The following is a 16,927-nucleotide window of genomic DNA, read 5'->3' as shown; positions in this document are numbered from 1 at the left end:
TTTATGATTGTTTTGCCCAAGGAGCTCCCGATGGACTATCGCCCGCTAGGCCGTACCGATCTGAACGTGAGTGCCCTGTGCCTCGGAACCATGACCTGGGGTGAGCAGAACAGCGAGGCCGAGGCCTTCGCCCAGATCGAACGCGCCAAGGCTGCCGGCATCAATTTCATCGACACCGCCGAGATGTACCCGGTGCCACCCAAGGCCGAAACCTACGCCACCACTGAGCGCTACATCGGCAATTATTTCAAAAGCCGTGGCGACCGTGCCGACTGGATCCTGGCGAGCAAGATCGCCGGCCCCGGCAACACCATCGACTACATCCGCGACAAGAACCTCAAGCACAACCGCCGCCACATCGTCGAAGCCGTGGACGCCAGCCTCAAGCGCCTGCAGACCGACTGGATCGATCTTTACCAACTGCATTGGCCGGAGCGCAGCACCAACTTCTTTGGTCAACTGGGCTACCAGCACAAGGCCGACGAAACGTTCACCCCACTGGAAGAAACCCTCGAAGCCCTGGACGAGCAGGTCCGCGCCGGCAAGATCCGCCATATCGGCCTGTCCAACGAAACGCCGTGGGGCACCATGAAATTCCTCGCCCTGGCCGAGGCCCGTGGCTGGCCGCGGGCGGTGTCGATCCAGAACCCGTACAACCTGCTCAACCGCAGCTTCGAGATCGGCCTGTCGGAAATCGCCATTCGCGAGCAATGCGGCTTGCTGGCTTATTCACCACTGGCGTTTGGCTTCCTGTCAGGTAAATACGAAAACGGCGCACGGCCAGCCAAGGGCCGCCTGACGCTATACAGCCGCTTCATGCGCTACTTCAATCCACAATCGGAAGCGGCGTGCAGCCGCTATGTGGCCCTGGCCCGCGAACATGGCCTGGACCCGGCGCAAATGGCCCTGGCGTTCGTCACCCGGCAGCCGTTCGTGACCAGTAACATCATTGGCGCCACCACGCTGGAGCAACTGGACAGCAACATCGCCAGTGTCGAGCTGAAACTGTCGGATGAAGTGCTGGCGGGGATCGAGGCGATTCACAAGGATCAGCCGAACCCGGCGCCGTGATCCATAGGCCTCATCGCGAGCAGGCTCGCTCCCACATTGGATTGATGACTGACCACTCATTTGTGATCGACATACAACCCCTGTGGGAGCGAGCCTGCTCGCGATAGCGGCCTAACAGTCACTACGGCATCAAAGCGAACGCGCAATAATCTCCTTCATGATCTCATTGGTCCCGGCATAGATCCGCTGCACCCGCGCATCCGCCCACGCCCGGGCAATCGGGTACTCCCACATGAAGCCGTAGCCGCCATGCAACTGCACGCACTCGTCGAGCACCTTGCATTGCAGGTCGGTGCCCCAATACTTGGCCATCGCCGCCGTCGGCACGTCCAACTTGCCTTGCAAGTGCAACTCCAGGCAGCGATCGACGAAGACCCGGCCAATCTGGATTTCGGTGGCCATTTCCGCGAGCTTGAAACGGGTGTTCTGGAAGTCCGCGATGGATTTGCCGAACGCCTTGCGCTCGCGCGTGTAGTCCAGGGTCCATTGCAGCGCCGCTTCGGCCGATGCCAGGCCGCCTATGGCGACGGTCAGACGCTCCTGGGGCAGCTCCTGCATCAAGTAGGCGAAGCCCATGCCGGCCTGCCCCAACAGGTTCTCCTTCGGCACGCGGACATCCTGGAAGAACAATTGCGACGTGTCCTGGGCCTTCATGCCGACTTTTTCCAGGCGCTTGCCCTTCTCAAAGCCCGGCGTACCCGCCTCCACCAGGAACAGGCTAGTGCCCTTGGCGCCGGCCTTCGGATCGGTCTTGGCGACCACGATCACCAGGTCTGCCAGGAAGCCATTGGTGATGAAGGTCTTCGAGCCGTTGATGACATATTCATCACCGTCCAGCACCGCCGTGGTCTTCACCCCTTGCAGGTCGGAACCGGCGCCCGGCTCGGTCATGGCGATGGCCGTGACCATTTCGCCAGACACCAGCTTCGGCAGGTACTTATGTTTCAGCGCTTCGCTACCGTAATGCAGGATGTACGGTGCAACGATGTCGGAGTGCAGCGAAAAACCGATCCCTGTCAGCCCCAGGCGCCCGATCTCCTCAATCACCACCGTGCTGTAGAGGAAGTCGGCATCCAGCCCTCCATAGGCTTCTGGAAGGTGCGAACACAACATGCCCGCCTCCCCGGCTTTATTCCAGAGCTGGCGATCGACATGCCCCTGTTTTTCCCACTGACTGTGGTACGGCACGGCTTCTTTTTCGAGGAGGGTTCGTACGCTGTCGCGAAACAGTTCGTGCTCGGGACTGAACAGTGTTCTTGGGATCATGGCGCACCTTTGGTTATTGTTAGGCGTGGTTATCCGACAGAGCCTAAGCCTGTGGGGTATGACAGGACACTGGACACATCCGACAAAAAATAAGACGATCCAGCCGTCTGTTGACCACTTTCCCCTATAAAAATAAAGATGAATTATGTCTATGCACGCCTCCACGCCCTTGCGGCGCGTCAGCATCCTGGCAATCGACCGGGTCTTCGCCTCCACCCTCATGCAAGCCAAGGATTTTTTCCACCTGGCCAGCCTGCGCTATGGCAAACAACTGGGCCACGGCCTGACGCCGGCGTTTGAAACCCGACTGGTCAGCCCCGATGGCAAACCGGTGAACAGCTTCAGCGATGTGATCATGCCGGTGGACGGTGGCCTGGAAAACACCGACGTCATCATCCTGCCGGCCTTCTGGGATGATTTCGCCACCCTCTGCCAACGTTATCCCCAGGTCTTGCCCTGGCTGCGCGAACAACACGCGCGCGGTGCAGTACTCTGCGGCGAAGCCACCGGGGTGTTCTGGCTGGCGGAGGCCGGGCTGCTCGACGGTAAGGAAGCCACCACCTACTGGCGTTTCTTCAATGCTTTCAAGGAACGCTTCCCCCAGGTATACCTGAACCAGGACAAGCACCTGACCGACGCCGACAACCTGTTTTGCGCCGGCGGCACGACCTCAGCCTGCGACCTCTACATTTACCTCATCGAACGCTTCTGTGGCGCCAACGTCGCCCAGGCTGTGGCGCGGGATATCCTGTATGAGGTGCAACGCAGCTATTCGCCTGGGCGGATCGGCTTCGGCGGGCAGAAACTGCACCAGGACGTGATCATCCTGCAGATCCAGCAATGGCTCGAAGAGCACTTCGCCGATAAATTCCGCTTCGAGGATGTTGCCCGGGAACATGGCATGAGCATCCGCAACTTCATGCGCCGCTTCCAGACCGCCACGGGTGACAAACCACTGCATTACCTGCAGCGGATGCGGATCGAGACCGCCAAGGGCCTGCTCTCCGGCAGCCGCAAGAGCATCAAGACCATCAGCTATGAAGTCGGCTACGACGACGCGAGCTTTTTCGCCCGGCTGTTCCGGCAACATACCGACCTGTCGCCGAACCAGTATCGACAGCAGTTTCAGCAGGCGGCGTAGCCCGAGGTCATGGCAAAAACCCACTGTGGGAGCGAGCCAGTTCGCTCCCACTTTCGAGCATGTGCGGCACACGGCCAGCCTTTCTTGCATATTCCTACATAAGAAACGGAATGCAGAGCGTCCGAGGGCGGGATTTTGCTCACATACATCACCGTATGAGTATCGCAACATCGCTCCCTGAAGAATCTTTCAGGGAAGAGCAATAATGACCATCGGATCAAGTTACAACTATCCCTCCGCTGCCGCCAAGGAGGTCGCCCGAACCAAACGTTCGGCTAAGAACAAGTGGTCGGCTCGCTTTCCTAACCCACCCGATTTGTGCTTCGACTACCGAATGCTGGTCGAGCAAAAAAATGGCATCGCCAAGGCCACTGACCCACGACACAGAATTTGCATCATAGGCGCCGGCATCACCGGATTGACTGCCGCCAGAGAGCTTTATCGTTGCGGATTCACCCACATAACCTTAATGGAGCAATCCAGGCGCATAGGCGGCAGGCACCTGACCGTACCCGGAAGCAAACATTCCACCGCGAGCCATACACCCTTTGAGATGGGTGCGATGCGCATGCCCTTCTTTAACCGGGCGGATGAGCCGCCGACAGAAGGGCGGTCGATGATGGCTTATTACACAAAGGCATTTGACTTATCGACTTCAGATTTCGCCAATCCAGGAAGCCAATGGGTCCACTCGACAGGTATTTACCTGCGTGAGGGCAGCATCGGCGGTGAACCGACTCCGCAAATGCAAATCTGGAAGAATGAAGACGGTCACACACCGCCTCCCGGCAAGGAACTGCAGCAGTCTACTCCAAGTGGAAAGCCTTTGCCGACCGCATGACTCGACACGTCGCAGAGGTTTACGCCAGCGAGGGATGGGAAACCATGTGGGCCGCCATTGTTGCAAAGTACGAAAGCGTTTCGTTTCGCGACTTGGTGACTATGCCGGCCTTGCAAACCTGGGATGAGCGCTCACCGGGGGACTTTGGCGGCATGGGAATGTCCCTGGAAGAGTCGGCGATTTTTTATGCGATTGGCATAGGCGATGGCAGCTGGGGTGCCTTCTATGACGTCTGCTCGCTTTATCCCCTGCGTACCGCCATCTTTGGATTCAGCAGTCACCTGCAACTGATTCATGGTCGGGTGGACTCGACGGGTGACCCGCTCGCCTCGCCCTACCTGCATAGCGAAGCGGTTTTTGACTCCAAGGGCCTGATTTTCGACAGTCCCCGCTACATCGGGCTCGCGGCATTGGACGAGTGCCTGCTATTCATGAAAACCGATGAAACTCGAAAGTCTTTCTACGAACACTGCCGCGAAAGAAACAATGGTTTGCTCACGGATTCATCAGTAACAAAACTGGTAAAACTGGCCAACCAAAAGACGCGCGTCCACTACAACTGGAAATACAGCCAACCCGAACAGACCCAACACCGTTTTGAGGATTTCGACTCCGTCATCATGACGCTACCTTCCTGGCTGATCGAAACTCGGATCGAGCTTGAAAACTTCACGCCGCAAATGCTGCCCTTCGAGACAATCAATGCCTATAAAACAGCCCATTGGGAGACCAGTTGCAAGGTCTTTGCGCCATTGAAAAAATCATTCCTTTCGAAAAACAGCAAAATTCCGCAGGCCATCGTCACCGACAGTTTCATTCACGACGTCTACACCTACCGCTACAACGATAACTACAGTTATGACTGCATTCTCCTGAGCTACACGTGGGAAGACGACGCAACCAAGCTCGCCTCCTTCACCGACAAGGAGCTGGTAACCAAGTGCGCCAAAGAGCTGGATCGAATACTCATGAAATGCACCAATGTCCGCGAGAGAATCTCTCCCTACATCGGGCTCGATCGAGCCGTGGTCCAACGGTGGATGACCGATAAAAATGCGTTGGGTTGTGCAAAGCTATACCGACCTGGCACCTACTACGATGCCGTGGGCCTGATGAAGTACAACAGGGATTTCGGACATCATTCAGGCCTGTACTTTTCTGGCGAGTCATTTTCAGTGGATGCGGGCTGGACAGAGCCTTGCTTTCGAGGCGCCGTCGACGCAGTCATTCATATCTGCAACAAAACCGCCGCGATATTCAATGGTGGTTTTTCCATGAGCGACTATCCGCACTACAGAACCGCGCCCTGACGCCACTCTGCCCTTGGAGCCATGCACGACGTGCACTGGCTCCGCCTTCATTTCCTACTGCCAAGGGCTCATCACATTCATCTTGGGAGATGCCCTACAGCCCAAAAGGAAACGGCTGACTTACGCTCCGCGCCCGTTTCACCTCTTATGAACACGCCATTAAACAGCGTGAATAACAATAAAAAGAGGTTTACGAAAATGAACGAGCCAACCAGTCCTGTTCGTGTAGCGGTTGTGCAATTCGACCCCCAGGTCGGTATAAAAAATCGTGAAGAGAATCTGCACCGTGGCCTTGCGCTGGCCCTGGATGCGGTAAACGGTGGAGCGAACCTCATCGTTCTGCCCGAGCTATCAAACACCGGCTATTTATTCAGCAACCGGCAGGATGCGTTCGAACACTCAGAATCAATCCCCGGCGGGCAGAGTGTGCAGGCCTGGATGGACTTCGCCCGTCAACACAAGGTTTACCTGGTGGCCGGTTTGACGGAACGCGAGGGCATGCGCCTCTTCAACACTGGCGTTCTGGTAGGGCCTGACGGTTTTATCGGCAAGTATCGAAAAGCACACTTATGGAACCTGGAAAAACTTTGGTTCACGCCAGGCGATCTGGGTTTTCCAGTATTCGAAACGCCAATAGGCCGCATTGGGTTGTTGATCTGCTGGGACATCTGGTTCCCGGAAGTACCGAGAATTCTCAGCCAGCAAGGCGCGGACATCATTTGCAGCCTGAACAATTGGGTCTGGACACCACCGCCTCTATTCGATGACGCCGGCAAATGCATGGCGTCGTACCTGACGATGACAGCCGCGCACGTGAACAACGTATTTATCGCAGCGGCAAGCCGCATAGGGGAAGAGAGAGGTGCTCGTTATCTGGGCTGTTCGTTGATCGCAGGCACCAACGGCTGGCCGATCAGCGCGGTAGCCTCCGCTGACCAACAAGAAGTTCTTTTTGCCGATATTGACCTGACCAGTTCCCGTAGCGCTGCCATCTGGAACAATTTGAATGACCTGCACCGAGATCGTCGAGCCGATCTTTACGATCAAATGCTCGGTTATACCCAGCACCCTTGTCTGCCGCGCTGATAAGGGAGCGAATCAATGGAAACTACAAGCGAAAAGCTCGACCAACGCCAGCATACCGCCAGATCACCGCTGGATATCGCCATCATCCTGTTAATGCTCGGCGCGATAGCGCTGGTGATCTGGCTTTCGTTCACGAACCGCGCCTCCTGGCCCGCCCACTGGCCAGACTACAGCCACATGGTATCCAACCTGCCGCAGCCAAGTGCTTGGTTACGCTGGGTGTTGGGGGATATCAGCGAGGTCGCGTTCTACAAACATGAGTTTGCCTCTATCGGACTGCTCGCCGGAGCATATCTCGCGTACCGGGCCAATCGGACAGGAAAAGCCTGGCAAGGCTTTTCCATCTGCTATGGCAGCGGTCTTTGGCCGTGGCTCGTCACCAGTTCATTGCTTGGGCTCTTGCTGAGTAACCTTCTGTGGGGTTGGACCGTGACAGCCACAGCTTGGCAGCCCACGTTTGCAGCTTTCGTTTCATTACCCGCGGCGATGGTGCTGATGTTTGGCGGCGGCTGGAAGGTAGCGGTCAATGGCGCAATCATGGGCGCCTTGCTGGTCACCCCTGCGTGTTTGTTGATCGTCAACTACGTCTGCAATCCACTGGGATTGCCGGTCGTTATCGGCAATGTCTCGGGAATGGCGGTGGCCAGCGTCATTGCGTTTCTACTGTGTCGCCACCTGCCGAGCCTGATGCAGTCGCAAACGTGCGGAAAAGCATCCGAACCGCAATCGCTGCCCACTACAGCCAAGGCGCCAGACTACGGTGTCGTCTGGAGTTTGCGCCGGGTCTTGGCAGACTTTTCCGAAGCGCCGTTCTTCGGTAATGAATGGGCCAGCCTCGGACTGATACTGGGCGCGTTGCTGGCTTACACCTTAAGCCCGATGAGCCCGGTCTACGGCTCGGGCTTGCTGCCCCAATTGATCGGCGCACAAGCACTGACCTCGGCACTGGGCGTGATGATCTGGCGTCGCCAGTGGATGCTGCGCGGATGGTATCCCACCTACATTCCGTTGGTATCTGTCGTACCTGCGGCGATTTTGACCTACGGCGGCAGTTGGCTGGTGATTGGGTCAAGTGCTTTGCTGGGTGCATTGATTGCGCCGCCGCTGGCGTGCGCAATTGCCAAACGGTTACCCGCCGACATGCACGCTTTCATCGCCAATGTCCTGTCCATGGCTATCAGTACCCTTCTTATCATTCCGTTTATCGGATTTCTGATAACCCACTGACCCCATCATCCTATGGCTGTATTGCGACCTTGAGGCGGGTACAGCCATTTCTCATTACAAAAGTGAGGTATTACATGGACCTACCCAAGCTGGCCATCGCGTCACTCGGCGGTACCGTGAGCATGCAGGCCCGGGCCGCCGGAGAAGGAATAGTCCCGACCATCAGTGGCGCAACCCTGCTGGCTTCGGTACCGGAGTTGACGACGCAGGCACATGTCACCGTCGAAACACTGGGAATGTTGCCCAGCGCATCATTGGATTTCGAGTTTTTATTGAGCGTTCTCTGCTGGGCGAATTATCAAATCGAGCAAGGTGCCGTGGGGATTGTCATCACTCAAGGCACGGATACGCTGGAAGAAACTGCGACATTTTTCGATCTGCTATGGGACCACGACGAACCATTGGTCCTGACCGGCGCAATGCGCTCGGCAACCCAGGCAGGCGCCGACGGGCCGGGGAATCTTTTGGATGCCTGCCGGGTTGGCTTGGCCAAGAGCAGCCGGCAGCGTGGTGTTCAAGTGGTCATGAACGGGCAGATTCATTCGGCGCAGGCTGTTCGCAAAACCGATTCGATGGCATTACAGGCTTTTTCTTCACCGATCGTGGGCCCGACCGGTCTGTTATTGGAAGGCAACGTTCACTACCTACGTCCGACGCTGCAACGCAACGTCTTGCCGTTACCGAAGCAAACGACACAAAAAGTTGCCTTGCTACAAGCATCACTGTCCGCCGACACCCTGTTGTTGGAAAACATTCTCACGCTGGGCTACGACGGGTTAGTCATCGCCGGTTTCGGTGCAGGACACCTTTCTGAAACCTGGACTGCGCCGGTTGATGCCATTGCCAAAAAAATCCCAGTCATTATTGCAACTCGCTGCGGATCAGGATCCACGGCTCGTTCAACTTACGGGTTCAAGGGGGGCGAGATGGATTTGATTCGCCGAGGCGCATCAATGGCTGGCTTTACCTGTCCACGCAAAGCCAGGATTCTCTTGTGGCTACTGATTGGTTGCCAGCGACAGAATGATTTGGCTCGCTATCTGAAAGAGGGCATCCAGTTTCAGTAGCCTTGAGACTTACCTGAGTCGTTGTAGCGAGAGGGGCTGCTGCCCAGCTCGGCGGGAGCCAGCTCCCGCGCTACCGGTTCTTTACTTGCCTTGAATGAACAGCATCGCTGCAATCGCTGGGCCTGTATTTACGTATTCCCTACGGCTTATGCGCCCGTGCCAGGAATTCGTGGGACTGCATCTCCAGCAAGCGACTCAAGGTCCGCTGGAATTCGAAGGTCAGGCGACCGCCGGTGTAGAGGTCCTTGAGTTCGACTTCGGCCGAAATGATCAGCTTCACGTTACGGTCGTAGAACTCGTCGACCATGTTGATGAAGCGACGGGCGATGTCGTCGGTGGTGACGCTCATCTGCTCGACATTGCTCAGCAGCACGGCGTGGAAAATCTTGCCCAGTTCGATGTAGTCGTTCTGGCTGCGGGGGCCGTCGCACAGTTCGCGGAAGTCGAACCAGGCCACGTCATCGCAAGTGCGCACGGCGCGGATTTCGCGATTTTCGATGACCAATACATCATTTTCCACGGCCTGGGTGCATTCCGGCGTCAGGGCGCGGAAGCTCTTGCGCAGGCTCTCTTGGGCAGCGGCATCCAGCGGAAAGTGGAACAGTTCCGCTTGTTCGAGGTGACGCAGGCGGTAGTCGACGCCGCTGTCGACGTTGACGATTTCAGTGTGTTCCTTGATCAGCGCGATGGCCGGCAGGAAACGCGCCCGCTGCAGGCCGTCCTTGTACAGGCCGTCCGGCACGATGTTCGAGGTCGCGACGAGGGTCACGCCGTTCTTGAACAGCTCTTCCATCAAGGTGCCGAGGATCATGGCGTCGGTGATGTCGGAAACGAAGAACTCATCGAAGCAAATCACTCGGGTCTCGTCGGAAAACCGCTTGGCGATGATGGTCAGCGGGTTCTTCTCGCCGCCCAGGGTCTTCATTTCCTCGTGCACGCGCTTCATGAAGCGGTGAAAGTGCGTCCGTGTCTTCTCCTTGAACGGCAACGCTTCGAAGAAGGTGTCCACCAGGTAGGTCTTGCCACGGCCCACGCCGCCCCAGAAATACAGGCCCTTGACCGGAGCCTGGTCTTTTTTTCCGAACAGTTTGCCCAACAGGCCGGGCTTGTTGTTCGCCGCCGCGACCAGGTCGTCGTACAGGCGCTGCAAATGCCGCACCGCCGTTTCCTGGGCTGCGTCGTGGAAGAACTCCGGGCGTTTCAGATCAGCTTGATATCGTTCTAGGGGCGTCATATTCGTTAGCAAGGCAACAAAAACGGGCCGTCACTGTAGCGATGGCCCAGAGGAATGGCAATCGGCCCGTATTCGGGCCGATGGTCGAGTGATGCGCCGGGATCAGTCCTGGGCAGGCGTCAAGGCAACGCGCAACGCATCGACGGCGGCATCCCGGGCGGCGCTGTCAGCAAAGGCTGGGCTATTGGCCACGCACTCGCCGTCGAGCCAGACGCTGAAACCCAGGTCGGCGCTTCGCACATCCAGCGGCTGGCCGGCCTGCAGTTGTTTGGTGACCTGGCCGGCAGCCTTGCCATCGGCAAAGTTGCGCGACAGCAACAGTTGCTCGCCGTCGGCGGCCAGCAGTCGGAAGCGGAAACTGCCGTCGTCTTCGCGGAAACTGACGAAGCGGGCAGCCTTGGTGGCTTTCTTCTTGGTGCTGGCGGTCACCTGAACCTGACTGACAAACGAGCGCAGGCCAACGGCCTCGCGCAGTTCGGTGAGGAACGGCGTAGCCACGGCCCGGGCTTTTTTTGCGCCCAGTTGCAGGATGTCTTCCAGGTCCGATGGACGCTCGATGAACTGGTGATAACGCTCGCGCGATTCACCCAATTCGCTGTCGAGCAACTGGAACAGACGGTTCTTGGCTTCGCCCCAACCCAGGCCTTGCAGCAGTTCGCTGCGAAACTCCGCGGACTGTTCGGCAGTGGCGAAGGCCTGAAACAGGGTGAACAGGTGCGAATTGTCCGCATCCTTGGCTTCGCCCGGGGCGCGCGAGTCGGTGACGATCCGCGAGATCGCCTCCTTCATCTCCTTGGCGCTGCTGAACAAAGGGATGGTGTTGTCGTAGCTTTTGGACATCTTGCGGCCATCGAGGCCCGGCAGCGTGGCGACGCTTTCTTCGATCAGCGCCTCGGGCATGGTGAAGAACTCCTTGCCCTGGCCGAACAGGTGGTTGAAGCGCTGGCCGATGTCGCGGGCCATCTCCACGTGCTGGATCTGGTCGCGACCGACCGGCACCTTGTGGGCGTTGAACATCAGAATGTCGGCGGCCATCAACACCGGGTAGCTGTACAGGCCCATGGTGATGCCGGCGTCCGGGTCTTCGCCGGCCTCGACGTTCTTGTCCACCGACGCCTTATAGGCGTGGGCGCGGTTGAGCAGGCCCTTGGCGGCGACGCAGGTCAGCAGCCAGGTCAGCTCCGGGATCTCGGGAATATCGGACTGGCGATAGAACGTCACGCGGTCCACGTCCAGGCCGCCGGCCAGCCACGTGGCGGCGATTTCCAGGCGCGAACGCTGGATACGCAGCGGGTCATCGCACTTGATCAGGGCGTGATAGTCGGCCAGGAAGTAGAACGAATCGGCGTTGTTCTCGCGACTGGCGAGGATCGCCGGACGGATGGCGCCGGCATAGTTGCCCAGATGCGGGGTGCCGGTGGTGGTGATGCCGGTCAGGATACGGGTACGCGTCGTCATGGGTTATCGCTTGTCAGACTGCTGTCAATTCGAGAGGCGAGGCAGGATCAGATCCTTGAGATCGGTCAGCTTGCCATGAAAAAAGTGTCCGCATTCTGCCACTTTCAGCAGCTCATGGGGGCGTTGGAGCGTGTCGGACCATTCGTAAACCAGCTGCGGATCGACCACTTCGTCGGTTTCCGGCTGAATCACGGTCAACTCCCCCTTCGTGGGCAAGGGCGACTGCTCGTCCAGACGCATCACCGCCGGGGCCACCATGAACAGGTGCTTGACCGCCTGACCCTGGGCTTCCAGACGCCCGCCCAGGCTGGCGGCGACGAAGCCGCCGAAGGAAAAACCGAACAGGGTCAGGGGCAATTGCGGGTATTTTTCACGCAACCATTGGGCGACAGCCTGGGCATCGTCCACTTCGCCGGTGCCCATGTCATGAGTGCCAGCACTGGCACCCACGCCACGATAATTGAAACGCAACGTAACCAGGCCAGCATCGCGGGCGGTGCGTTGCAGGGTCGAGATCACTTTGTTGAGCATGGTCCCGCCCTGCACCGGGTTCGGGTGGCAAATCAACGCCAGGCCACGGGGAGCCTCGCTGTCCAGGTACAAGGCTTCCAGTTGGCCCACCGGGCCATCGATGACTACAGGGGTTTCGCGCATAAGCAAGGGAAAGAACTCCGTGACCTCGAATAGGGTCGACTCGTCTAGCTAAAGTCTGTGCCTGGCATGATTGCGATGTTCTTCGCGGTATACAGCGCAGGTCCGAGCCGTTAACGTAAAGCAAAGCCGTTTATAGAGGAAGGACTCGTGGAACACTCGCTCTTAGTTTGGTTGTTGCCGACTCTTGCCCTGGTTGCCGGTGTCGCCATTGGATTCCTGCTTGCCCGACTGCTGCCCAACGCGGTGCCCAACAGCACGCAACGTCAGCTGGACGACATCCAGGAACGTTTCGACAGTTATCAGAATGAAGTGGTCACTCACTTCAACAGCACCGCATCCCTGGTGAAAAAACTCACCCAGAGCTACCAGGAAGTCCAGGATCATTTGTCCGAGGGTGCCAATCGCCTAGCCCTGGACGAGCAGACTCGCCAACGCCTGCTGGCTGCCCTGCACGCCGATTCGACGCAGGTTCCACGGGAACGCCTGACCCCGCCAAAGGATCAGGAACCGCCCCGGGACTACGCCCCCAAGACCCCGAATTCGCCCGGCATGCTCGATGAGCATTACGGTTTGAAGAAGTAATCGCCAAGCAACACCCCAAAAGCCCGCCCGATCACATGATCGGGCGGGCTTTTTATTGGCTCAAGAAAATCCCCCCTGTGGGAGCGAGCCTGCTCGCGATGAGGCCGGCACATCCAATATCACCGATTCAGGCAGATCGCTATCGCGAGCAAGCTCGCTCCCACAGTTTGGTCGTAGTGAACACAAATCCTGCGACTACTGACAATCTTCTGTGGGAGCGGGCTTGCTCGCGAAGGCGCCAGCACATCCAACATCGCCGGTTCAGACAGACCGCTATCGCGAGCAGGCTCGCTCCCACATTTAAAGCGGGCTTAAGCCAACACTTCACCTGCCACCTGATCGATAGCACCTTTGGTGATGTCGACAATCAGGTCCGCATCCTCGCGGGTCAGGATCAGTGGCGGGGCGAAGCCCAGGATGTCGCCGTGGGGCATGGCGCGGGCGATCATGCCGCGTTCCAGGCAGGCGGCCGAGACCTTCGGGCCGACTTTGAGTGCCGAGTCGAACGCCGTGCGCTGTTCAAGGTCGGCCATGAACTCCACCGCCGCCAGCATGCCGTCACCGCGCACCTCGCCCACCAGCGGATGCCCCTCAAGGGTTTCACGCAGGCGACGATTCAGGTAGCCGCCAACATCCTCGGCGTTGGCCGTGAGGTTTTCCCGCTCAAGGATGTCGAGGTTCGCCAGTGCCGCCGCCGCGCAAATCGGATGCCCGGAATAGGTCCAGCCATGGCCCATGGCCCCTTCGGTCTGGGAGGCTTTTTCAATCACGCTCCAGACCTTTTCGCCGATAATCACCGCCGACAAGGGGGCATAGGCACTGGTCAGGCCTTTGGCTGTGGTGATCAGGTCCGGCTTCATGCCGTAGCGCTGGCTGCCCATCTTCGAACCCAGGCGACCGAATGCGCAGACCACTTCATCGGCAATCAGCAGCACGTCGTATTTTTTCAGCACGGCCTGGATCGCATCCCAATAACCGGCGGGCGGAACGATGATGCCCCCGGTGCCCATCAGCGGTTCACCAATGAACGCCGCCACGGTATCCGGGCCTTCGGCGAGGATCATTTTTTCCAGCTCATCGGTGCAATAGCGCACGAAGGCCGCCTCGTCCATGCCCGCCGGGGCCTTGCGATACCAGTGTGGGCACACGGTGTGCTTGACCCCTTCGACCGGCAGGTCGAAATGTTGGTGGAAGGTCGCAAGCCCCGTCAGACTACCGGTCAAGATGCCCGAGCCATGGTAACCACGGTCACGTGAAATGATTTTCTTCTTCAGCGGCCGGCCCAGCACATTGTTGTAGTAGCGCACCAGTTTGACCTGGGTTTCATTGGCGTCGGAGCCGGACAAACCGTAATAGACCTTCTTCATCCCTTCCGGCGCCCAGTCCATGATGCGACTGGACAGCTCGATGATCGCCTCGCTCGAATGGCCGACGTAGGTATGGTAGTAGGCCAGTTCCTTGGCCTGCTTATAGATGGCATCGGCCACCTCGGTGCGGCCGTAACCGATGTTCACGCAGTAGAGGCCGGCAAAGGCATCGATGAACTCACGGCCTTCATGGTCGCGAATGCGAATGCCTGACGCACTCTTGATGATCCGCCCCTTGAGCGCGCCGCTGGCGTGATCGTGAGCGTGGGTCGAGGGGTGCATGAAATGCGCACGGTCTTGTTCGAACAGCATGTTGAGTTCTTGGCTCATGCGGACTCTCCTGGGAACTGGCCTTGATGGTGCAGGCAAAAATATTTGGTTTCGACAAAGGGCTCGAAGCCCTCGCTGCCACCCTCGCGACCAAGGCCCGAGGCTTTCATGCCACCGAAGGGAATCGGGTGGCCGGTGAACTTGACGCCATTGACCGCGACCATGGCGTGGTCGAGACGGCGGATCAGCGGATAAATGAGGTCCAGGCGGTTGGAACAAATATAGGCCGCCAGACCATACTCGGTGTCGTTGGCCATTTCGATGGCTTCGTCCAAGGTGTCGAATGGCATCACCCCGGCAATGGGCGCGAAGTTTTCTTCACGGTAGATGCGCATCTGCGGCGTGACGTCGGCCAGCACCGTGGGCTGATAAAACAACCCGCCCAAGGCATGGGCCTCACCGCCCACCAGGCGTTGAGCGCCAAGGGCCAGCGCATCGGCGACGCGGTCAGCGGTCGCATCGAATGCCGCTTGATGCATCAACGGCCCGATCTCCACCTCCTGTTCCTGTTGATCGACCATGGCCGGCCCGACGCGCAAGGCGCGCACCGCGGCAGCAAAACGACTGAGGAATGCCTGGTACACCGGACGCTGCACCATGATTCGGTTAGCCGCACAGCAGTCCTGCCCCGAGGTCTGGAACTTCGCCTCCACGGCGACTTTCACCGCCAAGGCCAGGTCGGCATCGGCGCAGACAATAAATGGCGCGTTACCGCCCAGTTCCAGCGCGACTTTCTTCACGTCCTGGGCTGCCGCCTGCAACACCAGCTTGCCCACCCGCGTCGAGCCCGTGAAGCTCACCGAGCGTACGCGACGATCCTTGACCAGGGTTTCCATGGCCATTTGCGGCTCGCCCAATACCACGTTGAACACCCCGGCAGGAAAGCCTGCCTCCTCGGCCAGTTGCGCCAGCGCCAAGGCCGAGTAAGGCGTTTCGTGGGCCGGCTTGATCACCACGGTGCAACCGGCGGCCAGGGCAGCGGCGGCCTTGCGGGTGATCATCGCCGAAGGGAAATTCCACGGCGTGAGCAGTGCACAGACGCCTACCGGTTCCTTGATTGTCCCCAAGTGCGCACTGGGGATATGGCTGGGGATGTTCTGACCGTACAACCGCCAGGCTTCCTCGGCGAACCACGGGATGAAGCTGGCGGCGTAGGCGATTTCGCCACGAGACTCGGCTAGCGGCTTGCCCTGCTCCAGGCTGAGAATGTGCGCAAGGTCTTCGCTGTGTTCGACGATCAGTGCCGCCCAGCGCCGTAGTAGTGCGCCCCGGGTCTCCAGGCTCTGCTCACGCCACGCCGGGAATGCGCGATGCGCCGCGTCCACCGCCGCGACGATCTGCGGCTGATCCAGCATCGGCACATGGCCGATGACGGTGCGGGTGGCCGGGTTGTGGACGGCCACACTGTGGCCGCTGTCACTGTGGACCCAATGGCCGTCGATGTAGCAAAGCGCTTTGAACAGCAGCGGATGTTGGAAAGGCATGACGTTCACTCCAGAGCGTGTGCGTGAGTCCATGCTAGGGCAGCGGCGCTTGGGTAATTGAGGGTTTAGCGTGGGGCAAACCCTGGGTTTTTTCTGAATCGAGGGCGGTAAACCGTGTTTTCTGCGGTGCTCAGGACAGCTCGGCCAACGCCGCCGGTAAGGCCCCGGCGGTCTTGATGGTCTTGGTCACGATGTAGGTGAAGTAGCGTTCGATGCCGAGGTCTTCGAGCAGCAATTGGTCGACGAAACGCTGATAGGCATCGACGTCCGGCGCCTGGATCATCGCCAGGTAATCCACACCGCCGCCAGTGGCGTAACAGAACGCCACTTCTGGCGCGCCGATCATGCGCAGCTCGAAACGGCGCATGTCCTGGGCGGTGTGCCGGGCCAGGGTGATCTCCACCAGCACCTGCTGACGCTTGAACACCGCGCCCCAATCGATCTGCGCCCGGTAGCCGATGATCAGGCCCGCCGCTTCCAGCTTGCGCACCCGCTCCCAGGCCGGGGTCACCGACAGGTTGATGGCCTCGGCCAGGCTCGACTTGGTAATCCGCCCATCCTCGGCGAGGATCTGCAGGATCTTGAGGTCGTAGCGATCGAGCTTGTGCATGGGACGTGGGCTCTCCAGACAATTCAGAAGACATCACACCGATTAGTGGCGAGGGAGCTTGCTCCTGCTGGGCCTGTAGATACCGTCTTGCCCCTCATCGAGCAAGGGCAAATTTTGGGTCAAATGGCTGACCCGATTTGAGAACGGCGTAAACGAAATGTAGTAGCTTGCGCATCGCTGCACAGATGATCTGCTTGGG

The 16,927-nt window shown here is 58.8% G+C and carries 13 protein-coding genes and 2 pseudogenes; 7 read left to right on the top strand and 8 right to left on the bottom strand.

Annotated features, from left to right (window positions below; translation table 11 throughout):
* The first annotated feature begins 30 nt into the window (after positions 1-30).
* Complete coding sequence (locus tag AACY31_RS16440) at positions 31-1,071, top strand: NADP(H)-dependent aldo-keto reductase (RefSeq protein ID WP_339478059.1); 1,041 nt, start codon at positions 31-33, stop codon at positions 1,069-1,071.
* 129 nt (positions 1,072-1,200) lie between these two features.
* Here AACY31_RS16440 and AACY31_RS16435 read toward each other — a convergent pair whose 3' ends face one another.
* Positions 1,201-2,337: an acyl-CoA dehydrogenase family protein gene (locus AACY31_RS16435; protein ID WP_339504797.1), complete on the bottom strand. Its 1,137-nt coding sequence runs from the start codon at positions 2,335-2,337 to the stop codon at positions 1,201-1,203.
* Positions 2,338-2,581: 244 nt separating this feature from the next.
* On the opposite strand from AACY31_RS16435, the gene AACY31_RS16430 reads away from it, so the two are divergent.
* The 5 genes and pseudogenes from AACY31_RS16430 to AACY31_RS16410 all read left to right on the top strand — a co-directional run bounded on the left by AACY31_RS16430 (position 2,582) and on the right by AACY31_RS16410 (position 9,009).
* Positions 2,582-3,478, top strand: a complete 897-nt coding sequence (locus AACY31_RS16430) for a GlxA family transcriptional regulator (protein WP_339478251.1) — start codon at positions 2,582-2,584, stop codon at positions 3,476-3,478.
* Positions 3,479-3,683: 205 nt separating this feature from the next.
* A pseudogene (locus tag AACY31_RS16425) lies at positions 3,684-5,629 on the top strand (flavin monoamine oxidase family protein).
* A gap of 198 nt (positions 5,630-5,827) precedes the next feature.
* On the top strand, positions 5,828-6,715 hold the full coding sequence (locus AACY31_RS16420) for a nitrilase family protein (RefSeq protein ID WP_079302577.1): 888 nt from the start codon (positions 5,828-5,830) through the stop codon (positions 6,713-6,715).
* 15 nt (positions 6,716-6,730) lie between these two features.
* Positions 6,731-7,942 carry a hypothetical protein gene (locus AACY31_RS16415; protein ID WP_095974484.1) on the top strand — a complete coding sequence of 404 codons (1,212 nt, stop codon included), beginning with the start codon at positions 6,731-6,733 and terminating at the stop codon, positions 7,940-7,942.
* A gap of 74 nt (positions 7,943-8,016) precedes the next feature.
* On the top strand, positions 8,017-9,009 hold the full coding sequence (locus tag AACY31_RS16410) for an asparaginase (RefSeq protein WP_339504789.1): 993 nt from the start codon (positions 8,017-8,019) through the stop codon (positions 9,007-9,009).
* A 12-nt stretch (positions 9,010-9,021) separates the two neighbouring features.
* Here AACY31_RS16410 and AACY31_RS28950 read toward each other — a convergent pair.
* The 4 genes and pseudogenes from AACY31_RS28950 to AACY31_RS16395 form a co-directional block, all read right to left on the bottom strand.
* Positions 9,022-9,107, bottom strand: a pseudogene (locus AACY31_RS28950) (hypothetical protein); the annotation flags it as partial.
* A gap of 41 nt (positions 9,108-9,148) precedes the next feature.
* On the bottom strand, positions 9,149-10,243 hold the full coding sequence (zapE, locus tag AACY31_RS16405) for a cell division protein ZapE (protein WP_041476132.1): 1,095 nt from the start codon (positions 10,241-10,243) through the stop codon (positions 9,149-9,151).
* Between the two features lie 102 nt (positions 10,244-10,345).
* Positions 10,346-11,701: a tryptophan--tRNA ligase gene (locus tag AACY31_RS16400; protein WP_339478049.1), complete on the bottom strand. Its 1,356-nt coding sequence runs from the start codon at positions 11,699-11,701 to the stop codon at positions 10,346-10,348.
* 24 nt (positions 11,702-11,725) lie between these two features.
* A complete protein-coding gene (locus AACY31_RS16395) occupies positions 11,726-12,355 on the bottom strand; it encodes an alpha/beta hydrolase (RefSeq protein WP_339478249.1) in 630 nt (209 codons plus the stop codon).
* Between the two features lie 147 nt (positions 12,356-12,502).
* On the opposite strand from AACY31_RS16395, the gene AACY31_RS16390 reads away from it, so the two are divergent.
* Positions 12,503-12,937: a YhcB family protein gene (locus AACY31_RS16390; protein ID WP_339478047.1), complete on the top strand. Its 435-nt coding sequence runs from the start codon at positions 12,503-12,505 to the stop codon at positions 12,935-12,937.
* A gap of 311 nt (positions 12,938-13,248) precedes the next feature.
* Here AACY31_RS16390 and AACY31_RS16385 read toward each other — a convergent pair whose 3' ends face one another.
* The 3 genes from AACY31_RS16385 to AACY31_RS16375 form a co-directional block, all read right to left on the bottom strand.
* On the bottom strand, positions 13,249-14,634 hold the full coding sequence (locus AACY31_RS16385; RefSeq protein WP_339478046.1) for an aspartate aminotransferase family protein: 1,386 nt from the start codon (positions 14,632-14,634) through the stop codon (positions 13,249-13,251).
* Positions 14,631-16,118, bottom strand: coding sequence for an NAD-dependent succinate-semialdehyde dehydrogenase (locus AACY31_RS16380; protein ID WP_339478043.1), 1,488 nt, complete (start codon positions 16,116-16,118; stop codon positions 14,631-14,633). Before AACY31_RS16380 ends, AACY31_RS16385 begins: the two co-directional genes overlap by 4 nt.
* A 130-nt stretch (positions 16,119-16,248) precedes the next feature.
* On the bottom strand, positions 16,249-16,728 hold the full coding sequence (locus AACY31_RS16375; RefSeq protein WP_339478040.1) for an Lrp/AsnC family transcriptional regulator: 480 nt from the start codon (positions 16,726-16,728) through the stop codon (positions 16,249-16,251).
* Positions 16,729-16,927: the final 199 nt, after the last annotated feature.

The organism is Pseudomonas sp. RL_105y_Pfl2_101, from assembly GCF_963970585.1.
In the GTDB taxonomy this organism is placed as follows: domain Bacteria; phylum Pseudomonadota; class Gammaproteobacteria; order Pseudomonadales; family Pseudomonadaceae; genus Aquipseudomonas.
The sequence above is the reverse complement of the archived record's forward strand: the minus strand, read 5'-3'. Positions and strand labels throughout refer to the sequence as shown.

What these genes read in the sequence shown, in the direction of transcription:
- AACY31_RS16420 (WP_079302577.1), top strand. Translation starts at nt 5,828, where the DNA reads ATGAACGAGCCAACCAGTCCTGTTCGTGTAGCGGTTGTGCAATTCGAC.
- AACY31_RS16375 (WP_339478040.1), bottom strand. Translation starts at nt 16,728, where the DNA reads ATGCACAAGCTCGATCGCTACGACCTCAAGATCCTGCAGATCCTCGCC.
- AACY31_RS16385 (WP_339478046.1), bottom strand. Translation starts at nt 14,634, where the DNA reads ATGAGCCAAGAACTCAACATGCTGTTCGAACAAGACCGTGCGCATTTC.
- AACY31_RS16415 (WP_095974484.1), top strand. Translation starts at nt 6,731, where the DNA reads ATGGAAACTACAAGCGAAAAGCTCGACCAACGCCAGCATACCGCCAGA.
- AACY31_RS16410 (WP_339504789.1), top strand. Translation starts at nt 8,017, where the DNA reads ATGGACCTACCCAAGCTGGCCATCGCGTCACTCGGCGGTACCGTGAGC.
- AACY31_RS16435 (WP_339504797.1), bottom strand. Translation starts at nt 2,337, where the DNA reads ATGATCCCAAGAACACTGTTCAGTCCCGAGCACGAACTGTTTCGCGAC.
- AACY31_RS16395 (WP_339478249.1), bottom strand. Translation starts at nt 12,355, where the DNA reads ATGCGCGAAACCCCTGTAGTCATCGATGGCCCGGTGGGCCAACTGGAA.
- zapE (WP_041476132.1), bottom strand. Translation starts at nt 10,243, where the DNA reads ATGACGCCCCTAGAACGATATCAAGCTGATCTGAAACGCCCGGAGTTC.
- AACY31_RS16380 (WP_339478043.1), bottom strand. Translation starts at nt 16,118, where the DNA reads ATGCCTTTCCAACATCCGCTGCTGTTCAAAGCGCTTTGCTACATCGAC.
- AACY31_RS16440 (WP_339478059.1), top strand. Translation starts at nt 31, where the DNA reads ATGGACTATCGCCCGCTAGGCCGTACCGATCTGAACGTGAGTGCCCTG.
- AACY31_RS16400 (WP_339478049.1), bottom strand. Translation starts at nt 11,701, where the DNA reads ATGACGACGCGTACCCGTATCCTGACCGGCATCACCACCACCGGCACC.